Here is a 13,746-nt window from a genome sequence, read left to right as displayed (position 1 = left end):
CTAGAACCTCATTCCCAACGCTTGTTCCACCTCGGCCCCGATCTCATCCGCCGAAGTGAACGAACGCGGTAGCACCCGGGCAACGCTACCGTCCGCGCGGATCAAAATGGTGGTGGGCATGACATTCGGCGACTTCAACGCCGCCGCGATCCGACGGGCCCCGTCCTGGATCATCGGCAGCCTGACGTGGAGCTCGGTGAGCTTGGCCAAGCCGGCAGCCTCGTTCTCGTCTTGGTGCACCGTGACCACGGAGAGCCTGTCGCCTGCACGGCGCTGCAATTCGGCCATGGCGGGCAATTCGTCGGCGCAGGGGCCGCACCAGTAGGCCCACAGATTCAGCACCACCTGGCGCCCGGCGAGCACCGGCCCCACCGGCACCCTGACCCCGCTGCATTCCAGGGTTATCCCGGCGAGTTCACCCATGCCCGGGTTGGCACCTGCTGTCGGACAGGGCGGCAGCTGCGCCTGGCGGCGCAGCTCGGCGAGGGCCTCGGGGGTGTCGGCGTCTCGGCGTTCTCGGGCGGCCACGGGTTCCTGCCCCTGTGGCAGGCGCCGCTGCTGATCGTGTTGCTGCGACAACATGACGGCGATCAGCGCGGCGACCAGCACCACCCCCACAATCGTCCATCGCGCCCCGGTATTGAGCCGAGCCACGTCACAACCCGGCCAGAGCCAGCAGGTGCTCGGTCTCGGGCCCCTTCACCAGCGGTGCGGCCAGCTCCGGATCCGTCGGGCCCAGCCCGTAGGACGGACAATCCTTGGCCAGCACACAAACACCGCAGGCGGGCTTGCGCGCATGGCACACACGCCGACCGTGGAAGATCACCCGGTGGCTGAGCAGGGTCCATTCCTTGCGCTCGATGAGATCACCGACGATGTGTTCGACCTTGACCGGATCTTCTTCCTCGGTCCACCGCCAGCGACGCACCAGCCGGCCGAAATGCGTGTCCACAGTGATGCCCGGGATGTCAAAGGCATTGCCCAGGACAACATTTGCTGTCTTGCGTCCGATGCCGGGGAGGGTGATCAAATCCTTGAGCCGCGGCGGCACCTCGCCGCCGTATCGCTCCACCAGTTGGGTGCCCAGGCCGATGATCGAGTTCGTCTTGTTCCGATAGAAGCCGGTGGTGCGAATCATCTCTTCGAGTTCGGCCCGGTTGGCGCCGGCGTAGTCCTCGGCGGTGCGGTACTTGGCGAACAACGCGGGCGTCACCATGTTGACGCGGACATCGGTGCATTGGGCCGACAAGATGGTGGCCACCGCCAATTCGAGCGGATTGGTGAAGTCGAGCTCGCAATAGACATGCGGAAATGCCTGCGCCAGAGTGCGATTCATCCGTCGCGCACGACGGACCAGCACGGGGTGCGTCTCAGGCTTCCAGGACCGGACCAGGTCTGGCGTCTTCGCCGACGATTTCGCTCTGGGCTTAGCGGCAGATCCGGTCGCAGACACAATCCCAGGGTAGCGGGAGGCTGCGGGGGCCCCGCGCACCGATTGCACCCTTGCGCAGGACAAACCGGTTGTTTTTCGTGACCTGGTCGAGATCTTGGCCGTGTTTACTTCAACCCGTGTCGGGCCTATTCGGTTTATTGGTACCCGGACTTCTCATGCTTGCCAGCCTTGGGCTGGGAAAGCTGGAAGCCGGGTTGATGCGGCATACCTTGCAACCCAGCGAGGTCGCCGATTTTCTGGACCAGGCGAGTCCGTCGGATATGAGTCGCCTCGCCCGCGACGGCATGCCGTCGGCCATCGAGGGTTTGCACCAGCGCCAACTGCAACGCATCGAACCGTCCCTGGAGGCGGTTTACCAAGCCACCGCACACGGCTACAGCGAGCCGCGAATCAACGGCTCGTCGGCCAAGCCTCCACGCGCGGCAGGGGGCCCTAGCCTGCGGGAAGAGGGTATTTCTTCCATGCGTTCACGGCATTCGGTAGTGGATTCACTGCGTGCCGGTGGCGCAGCGGTGTAGCTTGGATCACGTTCTTTGGCGACCTGGCCTCTAGACTCATGTCGAGGTGAGCAGGCCAGCGCAAGCATGACTAACAATTTGGGTAAGGGGCAAACGTGGACGAGATCCTGGCCAGGGCCGGAATCTTCCAGGGTGTCGAACCGAGCGCCGTCTCGGCGCTGACCAAGCAGCTACAGCCGGTGGACTTCCCGCGCGGGCACACGGTGTTCGCCGAGGGCGAGCCTGGCGATCGTCTGTACATCATCATCACCGGCAAGGTGAAGATCGGGCGCCGGTCTCCCGACGGCCGTGAGAATCTGCTGACGATCATGGGGCCGTCGGACATGTTCGGCGAGCTGTCGATCTTCGACCCGGGGCCGCGGACGTCCAGCGCCACCACCATCACCGAGGTGCGCGCGGTGTCGATGGACCGGGACGCCTTGCGCGCCTGGATCGCCGATCGTCCGGAGATCGCCGAGCAGCTACTGCGCGTGTTGGCCCGCCGCCTGCGCCGCACCAACAACAATCTCGCGGATTTGATCTTCACCGACGTGCCCGGCCGCGTGGCCAAGCAGCTGCTGCAGCTGGCCCAGCGGTTCGGCACCCAGGAGGGCGGCGCGCTGCGCGTGACGCACGACCTGACGCAGGAAGAGATCGCTCAGCTGGTGGGTGCCTCACGCGAGACCGTGAACAAGGCGCTGGCCGACTTCGCGCATCGTGGCTGGATCCGACTGGAGGGCAAGAGCGTCCTCATCTCGGACTCCGAGCGTCTGGCCCGCCGCGCGCGTTAGTTCTACCGCTCGCCGAGATGACATCTATGCGAGTGGATTGGGCCCAAATCCAGCATGAGTGTCATCTCGACGCGCTGAACGCCACCACGGCGACGCACACCAGCGTCAACACGGCACCGGCCTGCTGGACTCGACTGAGGCGCTCATGGAGCACCACACGGGCGATGAGCACCGTCACCACCGGGTACAGCGAGGACAGCACCGCGGCGACGCCGAGACTTCCGTGCGCGGAGGCGTAGGTGAACAACAGGAGCGCCGAGGTGTCGAGCACCCCGGCGAAGGGCACCACGCCAAATGGCGGACGCAGGTTCTCGCGCAGGCTCTTCCAGCTGAAGGCTCCGAGTACGAGGATCACCGTCACCTCGGTGGCGCGGGAAACCACGACTGCCTCAACGGGGTGATATCGGCCCGCCTCCGCGAGCAGAATCATGCAGACCCCGAACATGACCATGCAGAAGAACGACCACACGAGGACCTGCCGCCCCGGGCGCTGCCCGTCCAGCCCCTCTGAGGCCGAGGCCAGCATGACGCCGGCGAGGGTGCCGGCAAGCCCCAGATAGGTCAGACCCGAGAGCGACTGCCCGATCATGGCACCCCATATCACCGGTACCACCGCACCCACCGCGGCGATGGGTGACACCACGCCCATCGGGCCGATGGCAAGGGCGCGATACAACGCGTAGAGAGCCGTTAAAGCCGCTGGGCCGGAAAGCATTCCCAGCAGCGTGCGGCCGTCGAAGTGGGTGGACGACGTCACCACGGCGACCAGACTCACCACCACCAACCCGACGGGTCGGCTCAGCGCGAGCACCGCCAGCGTCGAGCGCCGCTTGCTCGCATGCCCGCCGATGAAGTCGCTGATGCCCCAGCTCAGTGAGCCCGCGAGGGCTAACGGAATCGAGTTCACCGCTGGCTAGACGGAGCGCAGGTAATCCAGCTGCGCCTGCACCGACCATTCGGCGGCACCCCACAGCGACGGATCGACGTCGGTGTAGACGTGTTCCACCACCTGGCGAGCCGAGGCGTCCTCCCCCAACGCCGCCAGCGCCCCGCGCACCTGGTCGAGGCGCTGCTCGCGGTGTGCCAGGTATTCGGCCGAGACCGCCGAGAGATCGCCCAGCTCCGGGCCGTGACCGGGCAGCACGGTGCGCTTGCCCAGGCCCTCAAGGCGTTTCAGCGACTCCAAGTAGTCGCCGAGGCCGCCGCCGTCCTGGGCGATGACCGTCGTGCCCCGTCCCAGGATGGTGTCCGCGGTCAGCACCGCGTCATCCAGCACGAAGGACACCGAATCATCGCTGTGCCCGGGGGTCGACAGCACCGAGATGGACAGACCCGCGACGTCGATGCACTCACCGTCGGTCAGCGCCACCGAATCGCCGCGCAGCCAGACCGGGTCCGCGGCGCGCACCGGGGCGCCGGTCAGCTCGACCAGCCGGTCGACGCCGCCGGTGTGGTCGAAATGGCGATGGCTCACCAACACCAATGCCACCTTGCCGATCTTCGCGAGCTCCTCGACGTGCACGTCGGGGTCACCGGTGGCGACGCCCGGACCGGGGTCGACGATGACGATCTCGTCGCTACCCGGCGCGCGCAATACCCAGGTGTTGGTGCCTTCGAGCGTCATCATCCCCGGGTTGTTGGCCAGCAGTACCGAGGCCGTCTCGGTCACTGGCCGCAGCTGCCCGTAGGCGGGATAGGTCACTCTCCGCGCACTTCCTCTCGAACTTCTACCAAGATCTCGACTTCCACCGGGGCATTGATCGGCAGCTCGGCAACACCCACTGCCGAGCGCGCATGTACCCCGGCGTCTCCGAAGACCTCACCCAACAGTTCCGAGGCGCCGTTCACCACGCCGGGCTGGCCGGTGAATCCCGGTGCCGACGCGACGAATCCGACGACCTTGACCACCTTGACGACGTTGTCGATGCCGACGAGTGCGTCCACTGCCGCCACCGCATTGAGCGCGCAGATGCGGGCCAGCGCCTTGGCATCTTCCGGAGACACGTCGGCACCAACCTTGCCCGCGGTGACCAGGTCTCCGCCCACGATGGGCAGCTGCCCGGAGGTGTAGACGTGGCTGCCGCTGCGGACCGCGGGCTGGTACGCGGCCAGGGGTGCGGCAACGGCGGGCAGTTCGATTCCCAGCTCGGCCAGCCGGGCGCTGTGCGAGCTCACTTCGACCTCTTCAGGTACGCGACATGCTGTTCACCGGTGGGCCCCGGCAGCACGCTCACCAGCTCCCAGCCGTCACTTCCCCATTGGTCCAGGATCTGCTTGGTGGCGTGTGTCAACAGCGGGACGGTCGCGTACTCCCACGCGGTGCGTTCGGTCATATCTGAACCCTAGGACAAGCACAGACGTTGTGTCGTCGGGTCCGATGGCGGACAGTTAGCATGCGTGCGTGGTCAACACTTCCCCTGACAACGACGCAGGGACTCCAGCCAACGCCTGGCCCGCCCGAGTCGCGAGTGCACGACTGCACTTCGTGACCGGCAAGGGTGGGACCGGAAAGTCCACCATCGCCGCGGCGTTGGCCCTCGCGCTGGCCGCGGGCGGCCGCAAGGTGCTGCTGGTCGAGGTCGAAAACCGGCAGGGCATCGCCCAGCTTTTCGACGTCCCACCGCTGGCCCCCAAGGAGCTCAAGATCGCCACCGCCGAGGGCGGCGGAGTGGTGAACGCACTCGCCATCGAGATCGAAACGGCGTTCATGGAATACCTCGAGATGTTCTACAACCTCGGGCTGGCGGGGCGTGCCATGAAGCGGATCGGCGCGATCGAATTCGCCACCACGATCGCGCCCGGAATCCGGGACGTCATCCTCACCGGAAAGATCAAGGAGTGCATCGTCCGCACCGACAAGTCCGGACGGCACGTGTATGACGCGGTGGTGGTCGACGCCCCGCCCACCGGGCGGATCGCCCGCTTCCTGGATGTGACCTCGGCACTGTCCGACGTCGCCAAGGGCGGACCCATCCACTCACAGTCCGAGGGAGTGCGCAGGCTGCTGCACTCGGACCAGACGGCCATCCACCTGGTGACCCTGCTTGAGGCGCTGCCCATGCAGGAGACCGCCGAGGCCATCGCCGAACTGAGCGAGATGGGCCTGCCGGTGGGCAGCGTCATCGTCAACCGGACCGTGGAGCAGCATCTTTCCGCCGACGACCTGGCCAAGGCCGCCGAGGGAGTGGTGGACGCCGACGCGGTGCGGACGGCGTTGAGCGAGAACAACGTAACCCTCTCCGACGCCGACTTCGCCGGTCTACTCACCGAGACCATCGAACACGCCACCCGGATGCAGGCGCGCGCCGAGAGTGAGGATCTGCTCGGTGAGTTGCAGGTCCCGCGACTGGAATTGCCCACCCTGGCCGACGGTGTCGACCTGGGCAGCCTGTACGAGTTGGCCGAGAGCCTGGCAGAACAGGGAGTCCGATGAGCAACACACCAGCCGTCTTGGACATGGCGGCTCTCCTGGAGGACCGTAAGAATCGCGTCATCGTCTGCTGCGGCGCAGGCGGCGTCGGCAAGACCACCACCGCGGCGTCGGTGGCGCTGCGCGCGGCGGAGTACGGCCGCACCGTCGTGGTGCTGACCATCGACCCCGCGCGCCGGCTGGCGCAGTCGCTGGGCATCGAGGCGTTGGGCAACGTGCCGCAGCAGGTACAGGTGGACGGACTCAAGGGCGAGCTGTTCGCCATGATGCTGGATATGCGCCGCACCTTCGACGAGCTGGTGATCCAGCACGCGGGAACCGAACGCGCACAGGCGATTCTGGACAACAAGTTCTATCAGACGGTCGCCACCTCCATGTCGGGCACGCAGGAGTACATGGCCATGGAGAAGCTGGGACAGCTCCTCCATGAAGACAAGTGGGACCTGATCGTGGTGGACACACCCCCTTCCCGCAACGCGCTGGACTTCCTGGACGCGCCAAAGCGGTTGGGCAGCTTCATGGATGGACGCCTGTGGAAGATGCTGCTGGGCTCCAGCCGGGGTCTGGGGCGCATCGTCACCGGCGCGGTCGGGCTGGCGATGAAGGCGCTGTCGACGGTGCTCGGCTCGCAGTTGCTTTCCGATGCTTCGATGTTCGTGCAGTCCCTGGACTCCACGTTCGGCGGTTTCCGCGAGAAGGCAGACCGCACCTATGAACTGCTGCGCAGGCGCAGCACCCAGTTCGTCGTGGTGTCGGCCGCCGAGCCCGATGCCCTGCGCGAGGCCACGTTCTTTGTCGAGCGGTTGACCCAGGAGGGCATGCCGCTGGCCGGACTCATCCTCAACCGGACCCATCCCACGCTGTCGAGCCTGACCGTGGAGCGTGCCGTCGACGTCGCCGACAATCTGGAGGAATCGGGCGAGTACAGCCTGCCCGGAGCGGTGCTGCGGATTCACGCGGAGCGTGCGGCGACTGCCAAGCGCGAGATCCGGCTGTTGTCACGATTCACCAGCGCCAATCCGACGGTCCCGATCGTCGGGGTGCCGTCGCTTCCGTTCGACGTCTCCGACGTGGACGCGCTGCGCGCCATCGCCGATCAGATCACCGGCGTCGCGTCTTAGCCCAGATACACGTCGAGTGTCGACTTCTCGGGTAGAAGTTCGAGAGAACTCCCCGACAAGTCGACACTCGACGAAAAGGAACTAGACCGCGCTCTTGTGCTTGCGCTGCGCGGCGAAGAAGTCCGCCCAGGACTCCACCTCGGGGTGAGCCTTGAGCATTGCGCGGCGCTGCCGCTCGGTCAGTCCGCCCCAGACACCGAACTCCACCCGGTTGTCCAGCGCGTCGGCACCGCATTCCATCATCACCGGGCAGTGCCGGCAGATGACCGCGGCCTTACGCTGCGCCGCTCCGCGAACGAACAGTTCATCGGGGTCGCCTTGTCTGCATCTGGCCTGGGAAACCCATGCAATGCGCGCTTCTCCACCATCGATCGATCCCGCTGTATGCAATGCACTCGTGGCTGGCCGTGAAGCTGACACTGGCTATCCCTTCTGTCACACGTGGCCCCGGTGAGAGGCGTGGGCCACAGTCCGCTCAGTGTGTAACTTGAATCACACCGTGAGATCAAGTTAGTGGTCAGGGGTCTCCAGCGCAACATCTAGTCCGAATTTTTTGGGACGGTTGTGCCGACAACGTCTTTTCATCGCCCCGCGGCGGCCTCGCGTTACCAATCACAGACCCCGCAGACACCTGTGAGCACGCCACGTACCCTGTGCCTATGCCAGAACGGCTGTCCCCCCAGATACCCCCCTCCGTGACTCTCGCGAAGCTCGGGGGCTGCGCTCTCATCGCGGCGGTGATCTTGGCCGGACTGATGTTCCCCTTCGCGGGTGGATTCGGGCTGGCATCCAATCGCGCATCCGATGTGGTGGCCAACGGCTCCACTCAGCTGCTCGAGGGCGAGGTGCCCGCGGTCACCACCGTGGAAGACGCCAGGGGCAACAAGATCGCCTACCTGTACACACAGCGACGTTTCGAGGTGCCGGCCGACCAGATCGCCGACACCATGAAGCTCGCCCTGCTGTCCATCGAGGACAAGCGCTTTACCTCGCACAACGGTGTCGACTGGAAGGGCACGTTGGGCGGTTTGGCCGGCTACGCCTCCGGCGACGAGGACACCCGTGGTGGTTCCACCATCGAGCAGCAGTATGTGAAGAACTACCAGCTGCTGGTGGTGGCAAAGACCGACGCGGAGCGCAAGGCCGCCATCGAGACCACTCCCGCGCGCAAGCTGCGCGAGATCCGCATGGCGCTGCGCCTGGACCGCACCTTCACCAAGCAGGAGATCCTGACCCGATACCTGAACCTGGTGTCGTTCGGTAACAACTCCTTCGGTGTGCAGGACGCCGCGCAGACCTACTTCGGTGTCGACGCCAAGGACCTGAACTGGCAGCAGGCGGCGCTGCTGGCGGGCATGGTGCAGTCCACCTCCGGCCTCAATCCCTACGTGAACCCCGAGCGCGCGCTGGCGCGCCGCAACCTGGTGCTCGACACCATGATCGCCAACGCCCCGGAAAAGAAGGGCGAGCTGCTGGCGGCCAAGGCGCAGCCCCTCGGGGTGCTGCCTCAGCCCAACGAGCTGCCGCGCGGCTGCATCGCCGCGGGCGATCGCGCGTTCTTCTGCGATTACGTGCTCGACTACCTGGCCAAGTCCGGCATCAGCAAGGACCAGGTGATGAAGGGCGGATATCTCATCCGCACCACCCTGGATCCCGATGTGCAGAACTCGGTGAAACAGGCGGTCTCCCACGTCGCCGACCCTGGTCTCAACGGTGTCGCCGACGTCATGAGCGTCATCAAGCCGGGACAGACCGCCCACCCCATCATGGCCATGGCCTCCAGTCGCACCTATGGACTGGACGGCGCGGCCAACGAGACCATGCAGCCGCAACCGTTCTCGCTGGTTGGCGACGGCGCCGGATCGATCTTCAAGATTTTCACGGTCGCCGCGGCCATGGATATGGGCATGGGTATCAACACCGTGCTCGACGTGCCGCCCACCTTCTCAGCCAAGGGCCTGGGCAGCAGCGACGGCACCAAGGGCTGTCCCAAAGACAACTGGTGCGTCAAGAACGTCGGCAACTACCGGTCCCCGATGAGCGTCACCGACGCGCTGGCCACCTCGCCGAACACCGCGTTCGCCAAGCTGATTCAGTCGATCGGCGTCTCGAAGGCCGTCGATATGGCCGTCAAGCTGGGCATGCGCTCCTACGCTCAAGCGGGTACCGCCAAGCCCTATGACCCCGAGGGCGACGAAAGCCTGGCGGAGTACATCAAGAAGTACAACCTTGGTTCATTCACCCTGGGACCCATCCAGGTGAATGCCCTCGAACTATCCAATGTGGCAGCCACTCTGGCCTCCGGCGGCAAATGGTGCCCACCCAATCCCATCGACAAGGTCTTCGACCGGCACGGTAAAGAGGTGCCGACGACCACCGAGGCATGCGAGCAGGTGGTGCCGCCGGGCCTGGCCAACACCCTGGCCAATGCCCTGAGTAAGGACGATCAGCCCGGCGGCACTGCCGCGGGTTCGGCGGGATCGGTCGGGTGGAACCTGCCGCTGTCCAGTAAGACGGGAACCACTGAAGCGCATCGGTCTTCGGCATTCCTCGGATTCACCAACAACTTGGCCGGAGCCAGCTACATCTTCGACGATTCGACGGCCCCCGGCGATCTGTGTTCCTTCCCGCTGCGCAAGTGCGGGGACGGAAACCTCTACGGCGGTAACGAGCCGGCCCGGGCCTGGTTCGAGGCGATGAAACCGATCGCCGAGAACTACGGCCCCACGGCCCTGCCGCCCACCGAACCGCGGTATGTGGAGGGCGGCCCGGGTTCCAAGGTGCCCAGCATCAACGGACTGCGCGAACCCGAGGCACGTGACGTTCTCAAAAAGGCCGGATTCCGGGTCGCCGATCAAGCCAGCACGGTGAACAGCACGGCACCGTTCAACGAGGTCGTCGGCACCAGCCCGTCCGGAACCACCATCCCCGGGTCCATCGTCACCATCCTGCTCAGTAACGGCATCCCGCCGGCCCCACCGCCCATCGTCATTCCGGGCCTGCCGCCTGTTGGCGGCGGTGAAATGACCACCACCATCGTGAATATCCCCGGCCTGCCGCCGATCACGGTGCCGGTGCTGGCCCCGCCCCCGTGATCTAGCTCGCGGTCTTCGCGCTGGGCTCCTCCGTGAGGAGAAATTCGCCACGTTTTGCGCTGGTGATCAGGGGTCGCTCAGCTTTCGGAGTTACTCTCGGATGATGAGCACGTCTTCCGCGTCACTGAACACGGTTATCAAGCGGGCGGCCGCGTACTCAGCAGGTTCGGCCGCGCTTGGCATCGGATACGCGTCGATCATCGAACGCAACGCGTTCACGGTCCGCGAGGCAACGATGGATGTACTCGATCCCGGCGCTTCCCCGCTGCGGGTGCTGCACATCAGCGATATCCACATGCGGCCCGGGCAGCGTCTCAAGCAGGCCTGGCTGCGTGAGCTGGCCCAGTGGCAGCCTGATCTGGTGGTCAACACCGGCGACAACCTGGCCCACCCCAAGGCGGTGTCCTCGGTGGTGCAGGCGCTCGGCGATTTGCTTTCAGTGCCAGGGCTTTTCGTCTTCGGAAGCAACGACTACTTCGGTCCGCGGCTCAAGAATCCGGCCAAGTACCTGTACAAGAGCGACGAGCGCAAGCACGGCGAACCCCTGCCCTGGCAGGATTTGCGCGCCGCGTTCACCGAGCGTGGTTGGCACGACATGACCCACACCCGCCACGAGCTTGAGGTGGCCGGGGTGCGGATCGCGGCCGCGGGCGTCGACGACCCGCATCTGCACCGGGATCGCTACGACACCATCGCCGGCATGCCCAACCCGCTGGCGACACTGCGGCTGGGGCTCACCCACTCACCCGAGCCGCGGGTGCTGGACCGCTTCGCCGAGGACGGCTACCAGCTGGTGATGGCCGGTCACACCCACGGTGGGCAGCTGTGCTTGCCGTTCTATGGAGCGATCGTCACCAACTGCGAGCTGGATCGTTCCCGGGTGAAGGGTCCGTCGCGGTGGGGTTCGCACATGCAGTTGCACGTGTCGGCGGGTATCGGGACCTCTCCGTTCGCCCCGATGCGCTTCTTCTGCCGTCCGGAGGCGACGCTGCTGACCCTGGTGCCGGCCCGCGTCGGCGACCAGGGGTCCGACGCCAAGTCCGGCGACCGGTCGCCCAGCGCCACCGTGCAGTGACGTGAGCCGCGCGTGGGCCGATAACGCGGTCCGGCTGATCGAGGCCGATGCCCGTCGCAGCGCCGACACCCATCTGCTGCGCTACCCGCTGCCTGCGGCCTGGGCCGACAGCGTGGACGTACAGCTGTATCTCAAGGACGAGTCCACGCACATCACCGGAAGCCTCAAACATCGTTTAGCGCGTTCGCTTTTCCTGTACGCGCTGTGCAACGGGTTCATCGGCGAGAACACCACGATCGTGGAGGCATCCTCCGGCTCGACCGCGGTCTCCGAGGCCTACTTCGCGCAGTTGCTGGGATTGCCGTTCATCGCGGTGATGACGGCGTCGACGAGCCCCAGCAAGATCGCTCTGATCGAATCACAGGGTGGCCGTTGCCATTTCGTCGATGAGGCACAGCAGGTGTATGCCGAGGCGCAGCGGCTTGCCGACGAGACCGGCGGGCATTACCTGGACCAGTTCACCAACGCCGAACGGGCGACCGACTGGCGCGGCAACAACAACATCGCAGAGTCGATCTTCACCCAGATGCAGCACGAAAAACATCCGCTACCAACGTGGATCGTGGTCGGGGCGGGCACCGGCGGCACCAGCGCGACCATCGGCCGCTATATCCGGTATCGGCGCTATCCCACCCAACTGTGCGTGGTCGATCCCGAGAATTCGGCCTTCTACCCCTCATATCTTGAGAGACGCGATGTGGTGACCGGGGTTTCGTCGCGCATCGAGGGCATCGGACGGCCCCGCGTGGAGCCGTCGTTCCTGCCGACCGTGGTGGACCGCATGGAGCAGATACCCGATACGACCTCGGTGGCGCTCACGCGGCACGCCAGCGCGGTGCTGGGACGCCGGGTCGGTGCGTCGACGGGAACCAATCTGGGCGGCGCGTTCCGGCTGATCTCCGAGATGGTCTCCACCGGTGTGGGCGGCTCGGTGGTGACGCTGCTGGCCGATAGTGGTGAGCGGTACTCCGACACCTACTTCGACGACCAATGGGTCGCCGAACAGGGCTTCGACCTGTCGGGTCCTTCGGTACGCCTGGCCGAGTTCGAGGACACCGGTCTCTGGGTCTGAACCCCCAGGTTCGGCGACACGTCATGCCGGTCAGAGGCCTGCCGATCAACGCATTCGCGACCGACGGCCCCGATGCGATACCCTTGCGTGGCTTCAAAGCGGGGTGTGGCGCAGCTTGGTAGCGCGCTTCGTTCGGGACGAAGAGGTCGTGGGTTCGAATCCCGCCACCCCGACTGAGCTGAGAGGTGAGTGAGCTTGCTCGTTCACTTGAGGCGAGGGAGAGGGTAGGAGGCGCACAGCGCCGAATACCCCGCCGCTAGAAGTAAGGCCCTGACCAGGGATAACCAGGTCGGGGCCTTTTTCGTCCGTATGGCGGACCGGCTCACACTCCCGGCGCCGTGACATGGTGGATGCATGGCCGTCTCCGAACTCGCGTCGAACCCTGTCGCCCTCGCGGCCATTGCCATCGCTTTGCTTCTGTTCTGGAAGCTGCGCAAGGCCGTCATGCTGATCGGCCTGCTCGCAGCGGTGGTGCTGCTGGTCGCCATGTACCGGTAACGGCTAAGCGGAAGCACACGACATTTCTTTCGGTAAGGTTTGTCAAAACCCGACGAATGGGAGCTCTACATGAAGAATCGCCTTGTGGGCGCCGGTGTGATCGCACTGGCCGCTGCATTCAGCGGGTCGGCACTGGCCGCCGCCGCACCTGCCGACGACCAGCAGATCCGGCAGATCATCTCGGGCGAGGCTTCGGCCATCAAGTCGCTCGACAACGCCACGCTCTCGACATTCTTCTGCGACAAGTACCGCGGCACGATTGCCTCGAAGTCCGCAGACGACCAGATCCCCCCGATCGGTCAGGTCGCCGGGTACGGCCCGGGAATGATCAACGCCGTCGCTTCCGCGGCCGGGGTTTCCGCTCCCACCACTCAGGCGCTGACCACCGCGATCCAGAACAATGACGAAAAGGCCTACCGTTCGTCGTTCCGCGCAGCAGCCAAGGAGGTGCTGTCCGGCGTCACCTACGACGTCCACGACATCAACGTCACCGGCTCCACGGCGACCGCCGGGGTAACCGCGCAGGGCCACGACGTGACCGCCAATCAGCAGCGCGAATTCGTGCAGGAGAACGGCAAGTGGAAGGACTGCACCGACCCCGAGAAGCGTGCCGAGACCTCGGGCAACCCTCTGCTCACATCTTTGATGGGCTAACGCGCCAGTAACTCTCAACAGATCAGGCCGCCCGCGTCCTTTCCGGACCAGGCGGCCTGA

At 65.6% G+C, this 13,746-nt stretch carries 16 protein-coding genes and 1 tRNA gene; 10 read left to right on the top strand and 7 right to left on the bottom strand.

Annotated features, from left to right (window positions below; genetic code table 11):
* The gene (locus MYCSP_RS01900; RefSeq protein WP_088413087.1) at positions 1 to 654 is read right to left on the bottom strand and encodes a TlpA family protein disulfide reductase; all 654 of its coding nucleotides are present in this window, start codon (positions 652 to 654) and stop codon (positions 1 to 3) included.
* A 1-nt stretch (position 655) separates the two neighbouring features.
* Complete coding sequence (gene nth / locus MYCSP_RS01895; RefSeq protein ID WP_088415373.1) at positions 656 to 1,453, bottom strand: endonuclease III; 798 nt, start codon at positions 1,451 to 1,453, stop codon at positions 656 to 658.
* 155 nt (positions 1,454 to 1,608) lie between these two features.
* Here nth and MYCSP_RS01890 point away from each other — a divergent pair, with 155 nt between their 5' ends.
* Both MYCSP_RS01890 and crp read left to right on the top strand, forming a co-directional pair.
* On the top strand, positions 1,609 to 1,971 hold the full coding sequence (locus MYCSP_RS01890) for a hypothetical protein (RefSeq protein ID WP_070912338.1): 363 nt from the start codon (positions 1,609 to 1,611) through the stop codon (positions 1,969 to 1,971).
* Positions 1,972 to 2,066: 95 nt separating this feature from the next.
* Positions 2,067 to 2,741 carry a cAMP-activated global transcriptional regulator CRP gene (gene crp, locus MYCSP_RS01885; protein ID WP_005063269.1) on the top strand — a complete coding sequence of 225 codons (675 nt, stop codon included), beginning with the start codon at positions 2,067 to 2,069 and terminating at the stop codon, positions 2,739 to 2,741.
* A gap of 61 nt (positions 2,742 to 2,802) precedes the next feature.
* On the opposite strand, the gene MYCSP_RS01880 is transcribed toward crp, so the two are convergent.
* Genes MYCSP_RS01880 through MYCSP_RS01865 form a run of 4 tightly spaced genes read right to left on the bottom strand, consistent with a single transcriptional unit; the run spans position 2,803 to position 5,074 of the window.
* On the bottom strand, positions 2,803 to 3,648 hold the full coding sequence (locus MYCSP_RS01880; RefSeq protein ID WP_088413086.1) for a DMT family transporter: 846 nt from the start codon (positions 3,646 to 3,648) through the stop codon (positions 2,803 to 2,805).
* Positions 3,649 to 3,654: 6 nt separating this feature from the next.
* Entirely contained in the window at positions 3,655 to 4,443 is a 789-nt protein-coding gene (locus tag MYCSP_RS01875; RefSeq protein ID WP_088413085.1) for an MBL fold metallo-hydrolase, read from the bottom strand.
* Entirely contained in the window at positions 4,440 to 4,916 is a 477-nt protein-coding gene (locus MYCSP_RS01870) for a RidA family protein (protein ID WP_083019457.1), read from the bottom strand. Before MYCSP_RS01870 ends, MYCSP_RS01875 begins: the two co-directional genes overlap by 4 nt.
* Positions 4,913 to 5,074 carry a DUF4177 domain-containing protein gene (locus tag MYCSP_RS01865; RefSeq protein WP_005063257.1) on the bottom strand — a complete coding sequence of 54 codons (162 nt, stop codon included), beginning with the start codon at positions 5,072 to 5,074 and terminating at the stop codon, positions 4,913 to 4,915. Before MYCSP_RS01865 ends, MYCSP_RS01870 begins: the two co-directional genes overlap by 4 nt.
* 68 nt (positions 5,075 to 5,142) lie before the next feature.
* On the opposite strand from MYCSP_RS01865, the gene MYCSP_RS01860 reads away from it, so the two are divergent.
* Positions 5,143 to 6,174 (top strand): ArsA family ATPase, encoded by a 1,032-nt coding sequence (locus MYCSP_RS01860; protein WP_088413084.1) that lies wholly within the window; start codon positions 5,143 to 5,145, stop codon positions 6,172 to 6,174.
* Positions 6,171 to 7,292 carry an ArsA family ATPase gene (locus MYCSP_RS01855; protein ID WP_083019455.1) on the top strand — a complete coding sequence of 374 codons (1,122 nt, stop codon included), beginning with the start codon at positions 6,171 to 6,173 and terminating at the stop codon, positions 7,290 to 7,292. The genes MYCSP_RS01860 and MYCSP_RS01855 overlap by 4 nt, the downstream gene beginning before the upstream one ends.
* Before the next feature lie 81 nt (positions 7,293 to 7,373).
* Here MYCSP_RS01855 and MYCSP_RS01850 read toward each other — a convergent pair whose 3' ends face one another.
* Positions 7,374 to 7,712 carry a WhiB family transcriptional regulator gene (locus tag MYCSP_RS01850; protein WP_083019453.1) on the bottom strand — a complete coding sequence of 113 codons (339 nt, stop codon included), beginning with the start codon at positions 7,710 to 7,712 and terminating at the stop codon, positions 7,374 to 7,376.
* Between the two features lie 239 nt (positions 7,713 to 7,951).
* On the opposite strand from MYCSP_RS01850, the gene ponA2 reads away from it, so the two are divergent.
* From ponA2 to MYCSP_RS01825, 6 genes are all read left to right on the top strand, one after another.
* Positions 7,952 to 10,387: a transglycosylase/D,D-transpeptidase PonA2 gene (ponA2, locus tag MYCSP_RS01845; protein ID WP_083019451.1), complete on the top strand. Its 2,436-nt coding sequence runs from the start codon at positions 7,952 to 7,954 to the stop codon at positions 10,385 to 10,387.
* A 100-nt stretch (positions 10,388 to 10,487) separates the two neighbouring features.
* A complete protein-coding gene (locus tag MYCSP_RS01840; protein ID WP_088413083.1) occupies positions 10,488 to 11,462 on the top strand; it encodes a metallophosphoesterase in 975 nt (324 codons plus the stop codon).
* A gap of 1 nt (position 11,463) precedes the next feature.
* Entirely contained in the window at positions 11,464 to 12,534 is a 1,071-nt protein-coding gene (cds1, locus tag MYCSP_RS01835; RefSeq protein ID WP_088413082.1) for an L-cysteine desulfhydrase Cds1, read from the top strand.
* A 99-nt stretch (positions 12,535 to 12,633) separates the two neighbouring features.
* A tRNA-Pro gene (locus MYCSP_RS01830) sits at positions 12,634 to 12,707 on the top strand.
* Between the two features lie 181 nt (positions 12,708 to 12,888).
* The gene (locus MYCSP_RS23270) at positions 12,889 to 13,032 is read left to right on the top strand and encodes a hypothetical protein (RefSeq protein WP_165757512.1); all 144 of its coding nucleotides are present in this window, start codon (positions 12,889 to 12,891) and stop codon (positions 13,030 to 13,032) included.
* 69 nt (positions 13,033 to 13,101) lie between these two features.
* Complete coding sequence (locus tag MYCSP_RS01825; protein ID WP_070912327.1) at positions 13,102 to 13,686, top strand: hypothetical protein; 585 nt, start codon at positions 13,102 to 13,104, stop codon at positions 13,684 to 13,686.
* The last annotated feature ends 60 nt before the right edge of the window (positions 13,687 to 13,746 follow it).

It is taken from the genome of Mycobacteroides saopaulense (genome assembly GCF_001456355.1).
Classification (GTDB): Bacteria; Actinomycetota; Actinomycetes; order Mycobacteriales; family Mycobacteriaceae; genus Mycobacterium; species Mycobacterium saopaulense.
The sequence above is the reverse complement of the archived record's forward strand: the minus strand, read 5'-3'. Positions and strand labels throughout refer to the sequence as shown.

Bases quoted from the DNA above. Each gene is read 5' to 3' on its own strand.
- MYCSP_RS01840 (WP_088413083.1), top strand. From the start codon at position 10,488: ATGATGAGCACGTCTTCCGCGTCACTGAACACGGTTATCAAGCGGGCG.
- ponA2 (WP_083019451.1), top strand. From the start codon at position 7,952: ATGCCAGAACGGCTGTCCCCCCAGATACCCCCCTCCGTGACTCTCGCG.
- MYCSP_RS01890 (WP_070912338.1), top strand. From the start codon at position 1,609: ATGCTTGCCAGCCTTGGGCTGGGAAAGCTGGAAGCCGGGTTGATGCGG.
- MYCSP_RS01865 (WP_005063257.1), bottom strand. From the start codon at position 5,074: ATGACCGAACGCACCGCGTGGGAGTACGCGACCGTCCCGCTGTTGACA.
- MYCSP_RS01825 (WP_070912327.1), top strand. From the start codon at position 13,102: ATGAAGAATCGCCTTGTGGGCGCCGGTGTGATCGCACTGGCCGCTGCA.
- MYCSP_RS01855 (WP_083019455.1), top strand. From the start codon at position 6,171: ATGAGCAACACACCAGCCGTCTTGGACATGGCGGCTCTCCTGGAGGAC.
- MYCSP_RS23270 (WP_165757512.1), top strand. From the start codon at position 12,889: ATGGCCGTCTCCGAACTCGCGTCGAACCCTGTCGCCCTCGCGGCCATT.